17 protein-coding genes and 1 tRNA gene are annotated in these 14614 nt (G+C 60.4%); 2 read left to right on the top strand and 16 right to left on the bottom strand.

Going from position 1 to position 14614, the window contains the following annotated elements; translation table 11 throughout:
• Positions 1-174: 174 nt before the first annotated feature.
• A complete protein-coding gene (gene gabD / locus KW841_RS09720; protein ID WP_218475566.1) occupies positions 175-1617 on the bottom strand; it encodes an NADP-dependent succinate-semialdehyde dehydrogenase in 1443 nt (480 codons plus the stop codon).
• A gap of 348 nt (positions 1618-1965) precedes the next feature.
• Between gabD and KW841_RS09715 the strand changes: the two genes are divergently transcribed.
• A tRNA-Arg gene (locus KW841_RS09715) sits at positions 1966-2042 on the top strand.
• Between the two features lie 71 nt (positions 2043-2113).
• On the opposite strand, the gene KW841_RS09710 is transcribed toward KW841_RS09715, so the two are convergent.
• The 4 genes from KW841_RS09710 to KW841_RS09695 all read right to left on the bottom strand — a co-directional run bounded on the left by KW841_RS09710 (position 2114) and on the right by KW841_RS09695 (position 3712).
• Positions 2114-2422, bottom strand: a complete 309-nt coding sequence (locus KW841_RS09710) for a type II toxin-antitoxin system RelE/ParE family toxin (RefSeq protein ID WP_218475564.1) — start codon at positions 2420-2422, stop codon at positions 2114-2116.
• Positions 2419-2718 (bottom strand): type II toxin-antitoxin system Phd/YefM family antitoxin, encoded by a 300-nt coding sequence (locus KW841_RS09705; protein WP_116582514.1) that lies wholly within the window; start codon positions 2716-2718, stop codon positions 2419-2421. Before KW841_RS09705 ends, KW841_RS09710 begins: the two co-directional genes overlap by 4 nt.
• A 120-nt stretch (positions 2719-2838) precedes the next feature.
• Positions 2839-3108, bottom strand: coding sequence for a hypothetical protein (locus KW841_RS09700; RefSeq protein WP_256357768.1), 270 nt, complete (start codon positions 3106-3108; stop codon positions 2839-2841).
• A 43-nt stretch (positions 3109-3151) separates the two neighbouring features.
• Positions 3152-3712, bottom strand: a complete 561-nt coding sequence (locus KW841_RS09695; RefSeq protein WP_218475562.1) for a YbhB/YbcL family Raf kinase inhibitor-like protein — start codon at positions 3710-3712, stop codon at positions 3152-3154.
• Between the two features lie 139 nt (positions 3713-3851).
• On the opposite strand from KW841_RS09695, the gene KW841_RS09690 reads away from it, so the two are divergent.
• Positions 3852-5381, top strand: coding sequence for an apoptosis inducing factor family protein (locus tag KW841_RS09690; RefSeq protein ID WP_218475560.1), 1530 nt, complete (start codon positions 3852-3854; stop codon positions 5379-5381).
• A gap of 65 nt (positions 5382-5446) precedes the next feature.
• Here the strand turns inward: KW841_RS09690 and KW841_RS09685 are convergent, their stop codons facing one another.
• The 11 genes from KW841_RS09685 to KW841_RS09635 form a co-directional block, all read right to left on the bottom strand.
• The gene (locus KW841_RS09685; RefSeq protein ID WP_218475558.1) at positions 5447-6952 is read right to left on the bottom strand and encodes a YdgA family protein; all 1506 of its coding nucleotides are present in this window, start codon (positions 6950-6952) and stop codon (positions 5447-5449) included.
• Between the two features lie 279 nt (positions 6953-7231).
• Positions 7232-7867, bottom strand: coding sequence for an NADH:ubiquinone oxidoreductase subunit N (locus KW841_RS09680; RefSeq protein WP_102702586.1), 636 nt, complete (start codon positions 7865-7867; stop codon positions 7232-7234).
• A 93-nt stretch (positions 7868-7960) separates the two neighbouring features.
• Positions 7961-9409, bottom strand: coding sequence for an efflux transporter outer membrane subunit (locus KW841_RS09675; protein ID WP_218475556.1), 1449 nt, complete (start codon positions 9407-9409; stop codon positions 7961-7963).
• Complete coding sequence (locus KW841_RS09670; protein WP_217836838.1) at positions 9406-10293, bottom strand: HlyD family secretion protein; 888 nt, start codon at positions 10291-10293, stop codon at positions 9406-9408. Before KW841_RS09670 ends, KW841_RS09675 begins: the two co-directional genes overlap by 4 nt.
• On the bottom strand, positions 10290-10499 hold the full coding sequence (locus tag KW841_RS09665) for a DUF1656 domain-containing protein (RefSeq protein WP_007975639.1): 210 nt from the start codon (positions 10497-10499) through the stop codon (positions 10290-10292). The genes KW841_RS09670 and KW841_RS09665 overlap by 4 nt, the downstream gene beginning before the upstream one ends.
• Entirely contained in the window at positions 10496-12568 is a 2073-nt protein-coding gene (locus KW841_RS09660; protein WP_218475554.1) for an FUSC family protein, read from the bottom strand. The genes KW841_RS09665 and KW841_RS09660 overlap by 4 nt, the downstream gene beginning before the upstream one ends.
• Positions 12565-12993: a MarR family winged helix-turn-helix transcriptional regulator gene (locus KW841_RS09655; protein WP_033047983.1), complete on the bottom strand. Its 429-nt coding sequence runs from the start codon at positions 12991-12993 to the stop codon at positions 12565-12567. The genes KW841_RS09660 and KW841_RS09655 overlap by 4 nt, the downstream gene beginning before the upstream one ends.
• A gap of 132 nt (positions 12994-13125) precedes the next feature.
• The gene (locus KW841_RS09650) at positions 13126-13407 is read right to left on the bottom strand and encodes a type II toxin-antitoxin system RelE/ParE family toxin (RefSeq protein ID WP_218475551.1); all 282 of its coding nucleotides are present in this window, start codon (positions 13405-13407) and stop codon (positions 13126-13128) included.
• Positions 13397-13642, bottom strand: coding sequence for a type II toxin-antitoxin system prevent-host-death family antitoxin (locus KW841_RS09645; RefSeq protein WP_007975643.1), 246 nt, complete (start codon positions 13640-13642; stop codon positions 13397-13399). The genes KW841_RS09650 and KW841_RS09645 overlap by 11 nt, the downstream gene beginning before the upstream one ends.
• A gap of 82 nt (positions 13643-13724) precedes the next feature.
• Positions 13725-13970 carry a DUF2789 domain-containing protein gene (locus KW841_RS09640; protein WP_057399133.1) on the bottom strand — a complete coding sequence of 82 codons (246 nt, stop codon included), beginning with the start codon at positions 13968-13970 and terminating at the stop codon, positions 13725-13727.
• A gap of 137 nt (positions 13971-14107) precedes the next feature.
• The gene (locus KW841_RS09635) at positions 14108-14569 is read right to left on the bottom strand and encodes an aminoacyl-tRNA deacylase (protein ID WP_217836835.1); all 462 of its coding nucleotides are present in this window, start codon (positions 14567-14569) and stop codon (positions 14108-14110) included.
• Positions 14570-14614 lie beyond the last annotated feature (45 nt).

Below are 14614 nucleotides of genomic sequence, written 5' to 3'. Positions count from 1 at the left end.
TCGCCGCTCATCGGTCGGCGTGGTTCAAGGATTAAGCGGTGGGGAGGTAACTAAGGCAGCATGCGATGATCGACTGCCACAGCGTTCCCGACCACAGAGAAAATTCCGGTTTGAAGCGGCGCAAAGGGACAGCGCTCTCGTGCCCTTTGCGCTTGAAGCAATACTCTTGCGGGGTTAGATGCCCAGGCAGAGGTATTTGATTTCCAGGTAATCTTCGATGCCGTACTTGGAGCCTTCACGGCCCAGGCCCGAGGCCTTGATGCCGCCGAACGGCGCGACTTCGTTGGAGATCAACCCGGTGTTGACGCCGACCATGCCGTATTCCAGGGCTTCAGCCACACGGAACACACGGCCCAGGTCGCGAGCATAGAAGTACGAGGCCAGACCGAACTCGGTGTCGTTGGACATCGCGATCACGTCGGCTTCGTCTTTGAAACGGAACAGTGGAGCCAATGGACCGAAGGTTTCTTCCTTGGCCACGGCGGCGTTGTTCGGTACGTTGGTCAGGATGGTCGGTTCGAAGAAGTTGCCTTCCATCGGCTTGCCACCGGCCAGTACGGTTGCGCCTTTGCTCACGGCGTCAGCGATGTGCTCTTGCACCTTGGCCACGGCTTTTTCGTCGATCAGGGGACCTGTGGTGGTGCCGGCTTCCAGACCGTTGCCGATCTTCAGCTTGGCCACAGCCGCCTTGAGCTTTTCGGCGAACGCGTCGTAGACGCCGTCCTGGATGTACAGGCGGTTGGCGCAGACGCAGGTCTGACCGTTGTTGCGGTATTTGGAAATGATCGCGCCTTCGACGGCCTTATCCAGGTCCGCGTCGTCGAACACGATGAACGGCGCGTTGCCGCCCAGCTCCAGGGACACTTTCTTGATGTCCTTGGCGCATTCCGACATCAGTTGACGACCGATTTCGGTCGAACCAGTGAAGGACAGTTTGCGCACGATCGGGTTGCTGGTCAGTTCGCTGCCGATGTCGCCGGCGCTGCCGGAAACCACGCTGAACACGCCAGCCGGGATGCCGGCACGCTGGGCCAGTTCGGCCAGGGCAAAGGCGGAGAACGGCGTTTGCGAAGCAGGCTTGAGCACCATGGTGCAACCGGCGGCCAAGGCCGGGCCGGCTTTACGGGTGATCATTGCAGCCGGGAAGTTCCACGGGGTGATTGCAGCGGTCACGCCGATTGGCTGCTTGATCACGATCAGGCGCTTGTCTGGCTGGTGGCCCGGAATCACGTCACCGTAGATGCGCTTGGCTTCTTCGGCGAACCATTCGATGAAGGACGCGGCGTAGACGATTTCGCCCTTGGCTTCGGCCAATGGCTTACCCTGTTCCAGGGTCATCAGGCGAGCCAGGTCGTCCTGGTTCTCGATGATCAGTTCGAACCAGCGACGCAGCTTGGTCGCACGTTCTTTGGCGGTCAGTGCACGCCAGGCCGGCAGCGCTTTGTCAGCGGCTTCGATCGCACGGCGGGTTTCGGCAGCGCCCATTTTCGGCACGGTGCCCAGAATTTCGCCCGTTGCCGGGTTGTTGACCTTGATCGTCTGACCATTGTCCGCATCAACCCACGCGCCATCGATGAAGGCTTGCTGGCGGAACAACTGGGTGTCTTTAAGCTGCATGTCGGCTTTCCTTAACAGCACCGCGCACGCGCGGAGCAAATTATGATTGTAGAAAGGCGCCTCGATAGGCTGCCGTCAGGGAAATCATTCACCGGGCTGAAGCACATAAATAGCGCACTGATTCAAATCGTGCGGTTCAGCACCCAGACAAGAGCGTTTGAAATCTCAAACGAATCCTAGGATCAAAGGGGGTAAAGGACAATAGGCTGTTCGAAAAAAAGAACGAAAACGACGCTTTTGCCCGTATTTTCTGATCAACGTAGCAAACGCCCGTTACAGCTTTAAAAAAACGCAGGCGATTCAGCAGCATGGACGCCCGCAGTGCATATGAGTATCATGGCGCCCGCTGCACCAGTAGCTCAGCTGGATAGAGTACTGCCCTCCGAAGGCAGGGGTCGTGGGTTCGAATCCCGCCTGGTGCACCATACGTTGTAACGAGAAAGCCTCAGGCCTTATGGGTCTGGGGCTTTTTTGTGGGTGTTTGGAGGCTTGATGCCTAATGATCAATGCTGTTTTTTTCAAACAGCCGGCCGATGTCTCTCGCACTATGCAGTACGCGTTCGACCTTGATTCCGTCGTCCATCAAACAGTAGAAAATCAGGTATCGGCCATGGGGAAGCATTCGCAATCCCTTGGCGCAATCGTCCCTTGAAGCACCCAGGTTCGGTTGTTCGACCAATCGTATGCACTGCCTGCGTAGCTCGCCCACAAACGTCCGGGCCCGTTCAGGGTTGTCCCGGGCGATAAAACGAGCGACTTGCAGCAGATCGTCCCGTGCCAATGCAGTGAAAAGCAATTGCCTCATGAACGGCCTTGCTCGGCTGCCACCTCGTCAATCAGCGCATCAAGCTCGGCAAACACGGTATCGGCAGCAATGGCCGGACGCGGATCATTGCGGCTGGCCGCAATGGCTTCACGAAGTTCGGCAGCCTGCAGCCGATCCAGCAGTTGTTGATAGGCCGCTTGCGGTAAAAGATAGGCAGCTGGGCGATTGTGGTTGAGCACGGCAACAGGCTCGGACCCCGCTTGCTCGATGACAGTGCTCGGGCTGCGCTTGAGTTCGGTGATGCTGACCGAGCGGCTGGCAAGTAGCTGCTCCATGACGGCTCCAAAGGTACGAAAAAAAGTACCTTATAGTGTTCCATTCTCTGCATAAGGGTCAACGAATCTCCGACCGGTGCTGTTCTGGCTCACAAAAAAACCGCCAAAGGCGGTTTTTTTTCATTCTGTCGTCCAGTCGAACTCGTCGTACTCATCATTGTCCTCGTCGTCATCGAAAAACTCCTCCTCAAGGTCGTCGTCTTCAACAACATCCTCTTCCGGCTGGTTCAGCAGAAAATCCTTGCGACTCTCGGTAATCGCTCGCCGTAGTTCTTCACCCTTTTGCGGGCAGTTGAGCATTTGGGCGATGCGGTCGATTTTTTTTGCCACGGCATCCTCCAACGCATCGGCTATAGCCTGATAGTGCGCGCTTTCGGGGGCGGATGCCAAATCCCCGCCATGCGGCGCACTTCAGTTTTCTGCAAATCAGCCTTTAGCGGTGATAGCGCCGTACCACGCTGCTGTTTCTCAGGACGTGGCCTTTGATTTTTTCCAGCAGCTGCGCACGGGTCAGGCCGGCGGGCAAGGCGTCCGGGGCCAGGTCCAGGGCGTAGATCTGGATGATGTAGTGGTGCGCGCTGTCGCCAACAGGCGGGCAAGGGCCGATGTAGCCGATGGTGTTTTGGCTGTTGGTACCGCCAACGCCCTCGAGGCCGGGTTTGCTTCCGGCACCGGCCGGGATCTGGTGGGTGCCGGCCTTGATGCCGTAATGCACCCACTGATCGATGCCCTGGCCTTTCTGGCCGTCCGGGTCGTGCATGACGATGGCGTAGCTTTGGGTGGCAGCCGGGCCGGCGTTCCAGTTCAATGCCGGGGAAATGTTGTGTCCGCCACAGCCCGCGGAATCGCTCGCAGCGGCCGAGGTGAACAGACGGTCATCGGAAACTCCGGGAATATTCAGGGTGAAGCGTTCCTGAGCCTGCGCCGGAAACTGCACGCAAAGGGCGACAGCGGCGGCTGCGAGCCAAGCGTTGATTGAGGTCAATCGGGTCATACCGGAGCACCTTGTGCGTGTTGGGCCGTCGTCGGCGTGCAAACTATAGCCGGACCGTTCACGCCGTGGCAGGGGGGAATTGGCTGAACCTCGCGATAAGCACCAGACTCATAAGTAAACGTCTGTCTGGAGAGCAATCATGACTCTGCATCGCGTTGCGCGTGTCACCAATGTGCCCGAAGACCGGGGTCTGGAAGTGCAAGTCCAGGGCAGCAAGATTCTACTGTTGCGGGCCGGTGAGCAACTTCGCGCTTATCAGGCCGAATGCCCGCATGCCGGCGCCCCGCTGGCTGATGGTGCGGTATGCAACGGACGCCTGACCTGTCCGTGGCACAAGGCGCAGTTTCGGATCGAGGATGGCGGCCTGTGCGAACCGCCAGCCCTGGACAGTCTCAAGCGCTATCCCCTCGAAATCCGTGACGGCGACATCTGGGTCGGCGACCAGCCATTATCGGACGCCCACACGCCACCGGCCGACGATCCACGAACCTTCATCATTATCGGCGCTGGCGCGGCAGGCACGGCGGCAGCGGCGGCGTTGCGCGAGAAAGGCTTCGGTGGCCGGGTGCTGTTGATCGACCGCGAAGCCGATGCCGGATACGACCGCACTGCGCTGAGCAAATACGTGATCGCCGGGGAAATGCCGCCGCAGGAAGTCCCTCCGCTGCGCGACGAGGCGTTTTACCGGGAGCAGCGGATCGAGCGCCTGCAGGGCGAAGTGGCCAGCCTGGACGCATCAAACCGCACACTGCGGCTGACTGACGGCCAATCACTGACCTACGACGCCGCTCTGCTGGCCACCGGCGGCATACCCAAGCTGTTGACGCTGCCCGGCGCCGACTTGCCGCAGGTGTTCGTTTTACGCTCCAGAGCCCATGCACAGCAGATTCTGCACAGCGCCAGCGCCGGCCAACGGGTGGTGATCATCGGCGACAGTTTCATTGCCATGGAGTCCGCCTCGTCCCTGCGCCAGCTTGGCCTGGACGTGACTGTGCTGGCCCGCCACGCAGTGCCTTTTGCCAAACAGTTCGGCGAAACGGTCGGCAAGGCCATTCGCGCGCGACATGAAGCCCATGGCGTGATGTTTCATACCCAGGGCAATGCGGCGCAGATCGAAGGAACGGACAAGGTCGAAGCCGTACACCTGGACAACGGCCAACGCCTGGCGGCCGATCTGGTGCTGGTCGGCATTGGCGTCACGCCAGCCACCGCCGCCTTCACCGGGTTGGCGAAAGAGCAGGATCAGTCGCTGCGTGTCGACGGCGCAATGCGCGTGGCCGACGGCCTCTGGGCGGCTGGTGATATCGCCACCTTCCCGCTGAACAACCAATACGTGCGCATCGAACACTGGCGACTGGCCCAACAGCAGGCGCGGATCGCAGCGGCCAATATGCTGGGCGGGGACGAGCATTACCTCGACGTGCCGTTTTTCTGGACCTGGCATTTCGGCAAGACCTACGACTACCTCGGGCACGCCGAGGGCTGGGATGAAGTCGAGTTCAAGGGCGACCCCTACGATCCGCCCTTCATCGGCCTGTTCGGAAAAAATGGCGTGGTGTCCGCAGCGCTAGCCTGCGAGATGGACCGGGCCATGGCGATGCTTGCCGAGCGGATGAAACAACCCTTGCCCTGGGAAGAGGCATGGCGCCTGATTCGTGACGCCCCCTAGGGACAGCAAAACGCCCGGCACCTGCGCAATGCAGAGGCCGGGCCTTTCCGGGTAAACGGCCGCCGTTATTCGGTGGCGCCAGTATCCGCAAACTTGCTCATGACAAAACCGGCAAACTCTTCGACGGTCATTTTCTGGCCGTTGAAGTCCACCTGATTGTTGGCGTAACGCAAGTTGGTGACGATGTTGTTGCCGTCCAGTTTTGCCAGTTGGCTGCCGACCGCCATGCTGCTGAACATGTCCGCAGTGGCGGTGGCCTGATCGGCAATCAGCTTGGCGTCGGTCTGACCGTCGATTTGCGACTGCACGGTGAGCACGTCGACCAGCATGGGTTTGGACACTAGCAGTTTGAAGTCCAGCAATGCGATCAACTGCCTGACCAACTGATCGGTCGGCAGATCGATGGCTTGTGGCTTGGTCAGGTCGAGCACCATGTTGGCGCGGCTCTCACCGTTGGCGGTGTTGAACGACAAGTTTTCCAGAGCCACTTGCGGCCCGGCCGCCAGCAGTTTTTCCAGGCTGGACTTGAGCAGCGCTTCTTCGGCTTCGGTCAGTTTCAGCTCCGGTGCCGGCAGGCCCGCTGCCGTCGCTTCGGCCGCCTCACGCTCATATGGCTGCAGTTTGCTCTGGTAGACCTGCATCAACGACATCGTGGCCGGAATGTCGAGGTTCTTCACGCTCATGGCCAGCGCACCGGAACCGATGGTCTTGCCGTTCAGGGACACTTCGCCAACTTTGTAATCGGCACGCCCGGAAGCGTTGCTGCCCTTTTCTTCCGTCAGGTTTTTCATCTCGAACTTCTTGAAGTCCAGCACCGACTGCTTGACGCCAAAAGTCGATTTGCCGCTGGCCAGTTCAAGGACGTTCTCGCCGACATAGAAGCCGTAGGTACTTTTGGTCAGGTTGCTGGCCAGGGTCAGGCCGTTCAACTCAACCTGAACCGGTGCCTGGTCTTCGGAAACGGTGGTCACTTTCAGGCTGTCCATGTAGCCATTGGCCTTGACCTTCTGCGCCTTGGCGCTGGCGTCGACGTCCATGCTCAGGCCGGAGAATTTCATGCTCGACTTGTCATCCAGCGCCATTTCCAGCGGCTGCAACTCGAAGGTGCCGTTGGTGGCATTGTCATAGCCGATGTTGACCACGCCGGTCAGTGGGGATTTGTCCTTGGCGGCGGCAAACCACTTCTCGGTGAGCGGGGTCTTTTCCAGTTCGTAGTGACTGGTCGCCAGGACTGGCAGCCACTTCAGCGACATCAGCCGCGAGAACGGCAACGGGCCGTGTTCGATGTGATCGACAAACAGCAGTTCGACCGGCGCTTCGCCGAACATTTCACCTTCGCCCTTGAGACGATAGTGCGCGGTGCTGCTGAATACATGACGCTCCAGCGATACCAGCTCCAGCGACGCGGTGCCGTTGGAACCGACCATGGCCGCTTGCAGCTCCTTGTTGGCATCGGCAATCGAGGTATTGAGCACACCTTCGAGCCTGGTGCCGGTGAACCAGGCTCCGCCTGCGCTAATGGCACCGATTGCGACAACAATTCCCAGTAGCACGCCTGCTGATTTGTTCATGTATGACCCGTTCAATGTCCGTTGTTGAAAGTGTGGTCGTCTTCCCTGAACCCATGACGGGTTGCGGCTCGACTGCGCTGAAAGTGGAATGCAGATTAGCATCAGGCGCGACGAACGGCCCAATGATTAAAGGTGAAAGAGTGTCTTGGGGGGGCGCAGGGTTCGAAATTTTCGCTGTGCATTCAATCGCCTTCGCGAGCAAACCCGCTCCCACAGGTATGACGTGATCCCTGTGGGAGCGGGCTTGCCCGCGAAGGCGTCAGAACAGCCACCACAAAATCAGGAATACTGGACTTCGATCTCATCCAGCTGATGATCAAAGCTTTTAAGCCGCGCCGTCCAGGTGTACACCAGCACTTCGAAGTCGCGGTTGATCACCGCTCCGCCCGTCACTTCCGCGCGTGGGTCGCAGACGTCCAGTTGATAGCGTTCGCGGGCCATGGCCGTAGCGACATCGGCCAGCTCCCGGGCATTGCTGAGCCAGTGCCGACCGTCGTCAGCCACTTGCCGGTCCAGCGCCAGGCATTGTTTTTTCAGGGTTTCGAGGCTTTTTTCCAGCGGCGTGCCGGTCAATTCGCCCATGACTTCCTGAAACGTGCGCCCCGGTTGCCAGTAACTGCCCCAGAAATAACGGTCGAACACCGTTTCGACACGACGCAACGCCACCTTGGTATCCCAGATCAGGACCAGGGTCTTGCCTTGTTCGAGTTGTCTTTTTTTGATGCGCTGATTCTGGACCGACGCCCAGGCGACCACCGCAACGGACATCACGGCTATCAGTGCGACGGCACTGTCGAGGAACACCAGAGCCTTGTCGATCTGGTGGGCCAGCATGACGCCGTAGAAATAGGTGGCCGACAGCAGCACCAACGCCACGATGGCGCACCAGAAGCCGAGAGCATAAGGGTTTTTCATTGTTGGTTTCCCCCTGACCTGCGCGAGCCTTGTGCGAAGAAAGGGCGCTTTGCACGAGGCGCCCTTCCAACACTTCAAAGCATAGCAACGGCCTCAGGGTTTGCCGGAGTTCGACGCTTGCGTTCGTCCGCTTTCCCATCCGCCGCCCAACGCCAGGAACAAATCGATCTGGCTGGCGGCCACCTGGGTGTTGGCAGCGGCCAATTGCGCCGTGACATCCGTGTAGGTGCGGGTCGCTTGCAGGTCCGCCAGGAATGATTCGCGGCCGGCCTGGAAGAAGCGATGGGTCTGTTCAGCCGCCAGTTTGGCCGATTGCTCGGCATCGGCCAGGGCGTCGCGGCGTTGCAACAATGCCGTGTATTGGGCAAGGCTGGTCTGGGTTTCACGAATTGCGTTGAGCACCACCCCATCAAAATGCGCCAGCGTCGCCTGGGTCACCGCTTCGGCTTCGCGGATGCGCGCCCGGGCGCCGTTGGTCGGCACCTTCCAGGTCAGCGACGGGCCGAAGCCCCAGCGGTTGGTCGACGGGTCGCCGAGATCGTCGAGGATACCGACGGTACCGATGGTCGCGCCGATGCTGATATTCGGGTACAGCTCACCCGTGGCGACACCGATACCGGCCGTCGCGGCCGCCAGTCGCCGCTCGGCCTGCCGCACATCCGGGCGACGCTTGAGCAACGCGGCGCCATCGCCCACCGGGACCAATTGCGCGATTTTCGGCAGCTCGTCGCAGGTGGCGGTGCCGGCCGGCAGTTGATCCACCGGCTTGGCCAGCAACATCGACAGGCGATACAGCCCGGCCTGACGTGAGGCCTCATAGCGCGGCATGTCGGCGCGCAGGGATTTGAATTGGGTTTGCGAGCGGGTGACCTGGGTTTCGTCGCCACGCCCGGCATCGCGCAGGCGCTGGATCAGTGTGGTGCTTTGCGCTTGCAGGTCGAGGGAGTGCTGGGCGATTTCCCGCTCTTCATTGGCCGCGCACACCTGGGTGTAGGCCCGTACCACGTCGGCCACCACGGTGATGCGTGCCGTATCGGCGGCGGCCTGCGTCGCATCGGCATTGGCCTTGGCCGCTTCGATACCGCGTTGCAAGGTCCCGAACAGGTCGAACTGATAGGACGCGCTGATGCCAATATCGCCAATGTTGGCCACCGGCACTTTTTCCGGTAGCAGGAACGCCTGGCCGGACTCCTGCAAGCGCTGGGCGCCCATCTGCACGCCGCCGCTCCAACCGCCCGCCGCTTCAGCCTCATCCACCTGAGCGCGAGACCGCGACAGGCTGGCTGCCGCCACGCGCAAATCGGTGTTGGAGGCCATGGCCTGCTGTACCAGCTGGTCGAGTCGCGGGTCCTTGTACAGGCGCCACCAATCGGCTGGCACCGGTGCGGACACCACCGTTTTGCCATCGACCGACAGATCGCCCTGGATATCTGGACGATGGACAGCCGCCTCTTCGGGCAAATGATAATCCGGCCCGACCATCTGGCACGCCGACAGCAGCAAACCCAAACCGGCGACCGCCAAACCCGAGGCCTTGCTCATTGCGCCGGCTCCCGTTGCTGATCGTCGATGATCGATACCGTGGCGGTACGCCCGGCGATCATGCGGAAATCTTCCGGCACGTCATCGAAAGCGATGCGCACCGGAATCCGTTGGGCCAGGCGCACCCAGCTGAAGGCCGGGTTGACGTTGGGCAGCAGGTTGTTGCCGCTGGTGCGGTCGCGGTCTTCGATACCGGCGACGATGCTTTCTACGTGCCCGCGCAAGCGCGCATTGTCGCCGATCACCCGGATGTCGACGCTCTGGCCGATATGGATGCCGTTCAGTTTGGTTTCTTCGAAATAGCCGTCGATGTGGAACGAATTGCTGTCGACCACTGACAACACCGGACGCCCGGCGCTGACGAACTCCTGGGTCCGTGGCGCACGGTCGTTGACGTAGCCGTCCACCGGGCTGCGGATCACCGAGCGGTCGAGGTTCAGCTGCGCGCTGTCCACCGCCACTTGGGCCTCCATCAAGGCCACTTGGGCGCGGGCCACTTTCGACTGGCTTTCTTCCAGTTGCTCAGCCGGCACCAGATTACCGAGACCTTTGTTTCGCTTGGCCTCGCGCTGGGCCTGGGCCAGGGTTTCTTCGCGGTCGGCGACAGCCGCTTTCGCTTGGCGCAGTGCCAGCTTGAAGCGGTCCGGATCGATGCTGAACAGCACCTGGCCGCGCTTGACCAACTGGTTGTCGCGTACCTCCACTTGCTGGATCAGCCCGGATACATCCGGCGCGATTTGCACGATGTCGGCACGGATGTGCCCATCGCGGGTCCAGGGCGCAAACATGTAATACATCACCATGCGCCAGACCACGACCACGGCGAAGCTCACGATCAGCAGGGTCAACACCACGCGACCAAGGGTTAGAAAGGGTTTTTTCATGTCATCAGGTATCGACTGAGTGAGTCCACGGCGCCAAGCAGCAGGGCGTAGAGGGCCACGTTGAACAATGCCCGGTGCCAGACCAGACGGTAAAAGTGCAGGCGCGTCAGCACCCCGTGCACCAACAGGTACAACACATAGGTAATGCCCATCAGCACCAGCAGCGTGGGCAGAAACACCCCGCTGACATCCAGGTCACCGATCATAAAGGCGCTCCATCAATGCCATGGGGAAGCGGTTCTTCGGGCTCGGCGGCACCGACGAATTCAACGCCGGGCAACAGTGCCAGGCGCAGGCCGCTCAGGGCGTGCAGCAGGTGCCGACGGGTTTCGTCATCGCCGGCACCGCTGAGGGCGCGACGCGTGCGGTCGAGGGTCATCAGCAGCGGGCTCGGTGCCGGCAAGCGTTCACCGGCCTTGAGACAAGCCTTGAAGTACTCGCCAACCTCGGCGACTACCTGGCGCAGCAACACCTGCGGCACACCGAGGACCCGCGGCGTATGGGCGAGCAGGTCCAGCAGATTCAGCGCCACCCGCACTTCCCGCAGTGCCACGCCGGAGTCCTGGCCGGTCATGGCCAGGCGCGGCAGGTGCTGCATCAGCCGATCGAGCATCTTTATGCCCAGCAGCCGATGTTCGGACAACGTGGCCGGCTCGGAGAGGCCGACAATGTCACGCCAGCTGAAACGGGTCAGGCGCTTGGCTGCCAGCTCGGCCCCGAACGGCCGGGCGATCAGGGTCCAGATGAACGCGAACAACAGCCCCATGGGACCGGCGAGGTTGGAGTTGGCGAAACTGAGGAAGTCGGCGTCGTAGGCGCCCTGAATACTGATGAAGGACGAGGTGTTGACCAGGGTCAGCAGCATGCCCAGGTAAAACTGCGGCTTGACCGTCAGGGTGCCGACGCAAATGAACGGCACGGCAAACGCCAGCACCAGCATCGGAAAGTCATGCAGGTTGGGCAGCACCAGAAACAGATAAAGGCTGGCGAACACCACCGACATCGCCGTCCAGAAAAAGAACCGGTAAATCTGCGGCGCCGGGTCGTCCATCGAGGCGAAGAAGCTGCACGCCACCGCTGCCAGGATCACGGCGCTGCCGCCATCGGTCCAGCCGAGCAGTATCCACAACACCGAGGCCACGATGATCGCGGTGACGGTGGAGGCCGCGGAATACAACATCAGGCCGCGATCCAGAAACGGGGACAGCCGCCCCAGCCGCCAGTGCCGATACACCGCGCGCCAGCTGTCCTGGCTTTCGCACTGGATGGCGTATTGCAGGCTGCGGCAGTCCTGCCACAAATCGATCCACTCGCCGAGACGGTAGATGGCATTGGAGAACAGCAGCTGCTTGCGGTCATCCAGCGCTTCGGGGGCGGGTTGCAGGGCTTCCAGTTGATCCTTGAGTGCTTGCCAGCGGTCGAGGTCGGCATCCTTGTGCGCGAGCCATTCGGTGGTGGCCGTCAGCAACGGCGCGAACTTGTCCACAAGCTCGGGCGTACGTCGTTCCAGGGCATAAAGCGCATCGTCGAGGGCATCGACTACCGGCAGCAGATGAATCATCCGCCCACGCAACTCCTTGGTATTGCGCACCGTCTGCGGACGCGAACCTTCGTGGGGTAACTGACCGATCATCAACTCCAGGGAGTTGAAGGTGGCGACCATCGATGCGCGCAACGCACTGACTTCTTCCGGCTGCACGTTGCGACTGAGGAAACGCAGGCTGTAGGTCGATGCATCGGTAAACCATTTGCTCACCGAATCATTGAACACCGGCGCCAGGCGCCGCGGCCAGAACATGGCACCGACCACTGCCGCCACGGCGATGCCGAGAAAGATTTCTTCGGTCCGCGCCTCGGCCACGTCCCACACCCCCAGCGGGTTGTTCACCACCGGCAGGGCAATCAACGGCAAGGTATAACCGGCAAGCATCAAGGCGTAGTTGTTCGCAGTGCGCAAATGCAGGGACAGAAACAGCAGCGTGCCGGTCCACAGCGCAATCACCACCACCAGCACGTAGGGGCTCTGCACGAACATCGGCACGAACAGCACCGCCGCCGCAGCGCCGATAAAGGTGCCGACTGCCCGGTACAACGCCTTGGAACTGGTAGGGCCGAGAAACGGGCTGGAAACGATGTACACCGTGGCCATCGCCCAGTACGGACGCGGCATTTGCATGAGCAAGGCGATGTACAGCGCGATCATCGAGGCGGCGAAGGTGCGGACCCCATAGAACCAGTCTCGCGCCGGGGGCATGCCTGCGAAAAATCCGTTCAAGAGTTGGCCACCGATGGCGGCGTGGCCGCTTCAAAAGCTCTCAGTACCCGCAGCGTAGCTTCCAGATCACTCTGGTCAATGCCTTCCAGGACTTCCTGGCGCAAGCGCACCAGCTCCACTTCGACGGCCTGCACCAGCTCCCGGCCGGTTTCGGTCAGGCTCAGGCATTTGGCGCGGCGGTCCTGCGCATCTTCGGTCCGGCAGACATAACCGGAATGGCACAGTTGATCCAGCAGGCGCACCAGCGATGGACTCTCCATCCCTGCGGCTTGCGCCACCGTCACCTGGCGCACGCCCTCGCCCAGGCGCCCGATCATCAACAGCGGAACGGCGCAGGCTTCGGAGATTCCATAGTTGACCAGCGTAGTCTGGCAGATTTTGCGCCAATGCCTGGCGGCCACCACCATGGCGCTGCTGATGTTCATCTGGAGAACGTCGAGGTTGTTCGGCACGAGGGAAAATACACACTGTTAGTTTGCTAACTATCAATATTGCATTGGAGAGGATTTTCCGTCAAGTTTTGAAACAAATACGCAACAGCGACCTGCCGAGAGCCCTCAACTTTTCCTGGCGCGCTCATACACCTCACTGCGTTCGCGCTTTCCTACTGCAACGACAGAAACAACGATGCGCTCATCTATCACCTCGTAGACGAGTCGATACCCCGATGACCTCAGCTTGATCTTGTAGCAGTCAGGCATGCCATGCAGCGCGTCAGACTGGATTCGAGGCACCTCAAGCCGCTCTGACAGTTTCTTTTTGAATTGCTCACGCACTGTGTGCCCCAGCTTGTCCCATTCTTTGCGTGCAGACGGGAGAAATTCGAGCTTATAAGTCATCCAGCGTTACCGGGATCGGCGTTTCATGACGACGAGAACGCACGAGTTCCGCCAACTCCAAATCATCAAGGCGCTCCATCATGGCTTCGAACACATCGGCAGGAACCATGTAGCCCATGACGCGATTGTGATTGAGCACCGCGACAGGCCCTCCATGGGCGCCATTCAAAACGGCAGAGGGGTTTTTCTTTAGTTCAGACACGCTGACAGCCATATCGGCCAAAACATTTTGCATAATTAAGACCTCAAATAAGGTCTTAATTTTGGTCAATTCGTTCGATCAGAGCAACCTCTGTGAGCCGCCGCCTATCCGTTATTTACACCCCCCGCCCCTTCCTCAACATCACATCCAGTTGATCCACCACCTCAGCCCAATCCGCGTCATCGAGAATCTCGTCTCGCAGAAGCTCCGCCTGGCTCGGGCTCCAGAAAAATGCATCCGCAAGGTGCAGTTCCGGTTTGAGCGGTGAATGGGTGGCGATGAATTTATCGATGCTTTCGGCGTCGTCCGGCAGGCCGAGTTGTTTGAACAGCGAAGGGAGGTTGTGGGTTGGGTTTTCCATGTCGAACTCCTGGGGACCAATTTAGGGACCGCTACGCGGTCATCGCGAGCAAGCTCGCTCCCACAGGTTTTGTGATCGACACAGACCCCTGTGGGAGCGAGCTTGCTCGCGATGACGGCAGCGAAGACGCTGCAGACCTAATGACTCAACTCCCGCACCTCCGCATGGGGCACCATTTTCAGGAACTCGGGCATGTCCATACGCAGCAGGTTGACGTGGTTGCCGGCCTCCAGATAGATGTCTTTCTGCCGGGTCAGCAGCGGGTCGATGACCACTTCCAATCCATAGGACTCACCCAGCGCCGGTACGGCACCGCGTTCGCAATCGTCGAACAGGTGCGCCAGGTTGCTTTCGCGGGAAACCTGCCACTCACCGCTGCTGCGGACCTTGCTCAGGTCAAGGTGACGGCTGGCGGGCAGCACGGCCATCAGGTAGTGCCCATGGTGATCGTCAAGGATCACCGATTTGGCCACCCGTTCGGCAGGAATACCGGCGACCCGCGCCGTTTCAAGGCTGCTGGCCGAGTGGGGGTGGCTGACGATGTCATATTCGCATTGAGCCTTTTCCAGGCTTCGCTGCACGGTTCTTGCCATACGCATGATGCACCTCGGTGTCCGCCGTGATCGCTGGCAGACGATGGTTAA

The sequence above is a fragment of the Pseudomonas sp. PDM28 genome, from assembly GCF_019219115.1.
Taxonomy (GTDB): Bacteria; Pseudomonadota; Gammaproteobacteria; order Pseudomonadales; family Pseudomonadaceae; genus Aquipseudomonas; species Aquipseudomonas laurylsulfatiphila.
This window is presented reverse-complemented; position numbering and strand designations above follow the sequence as displayed.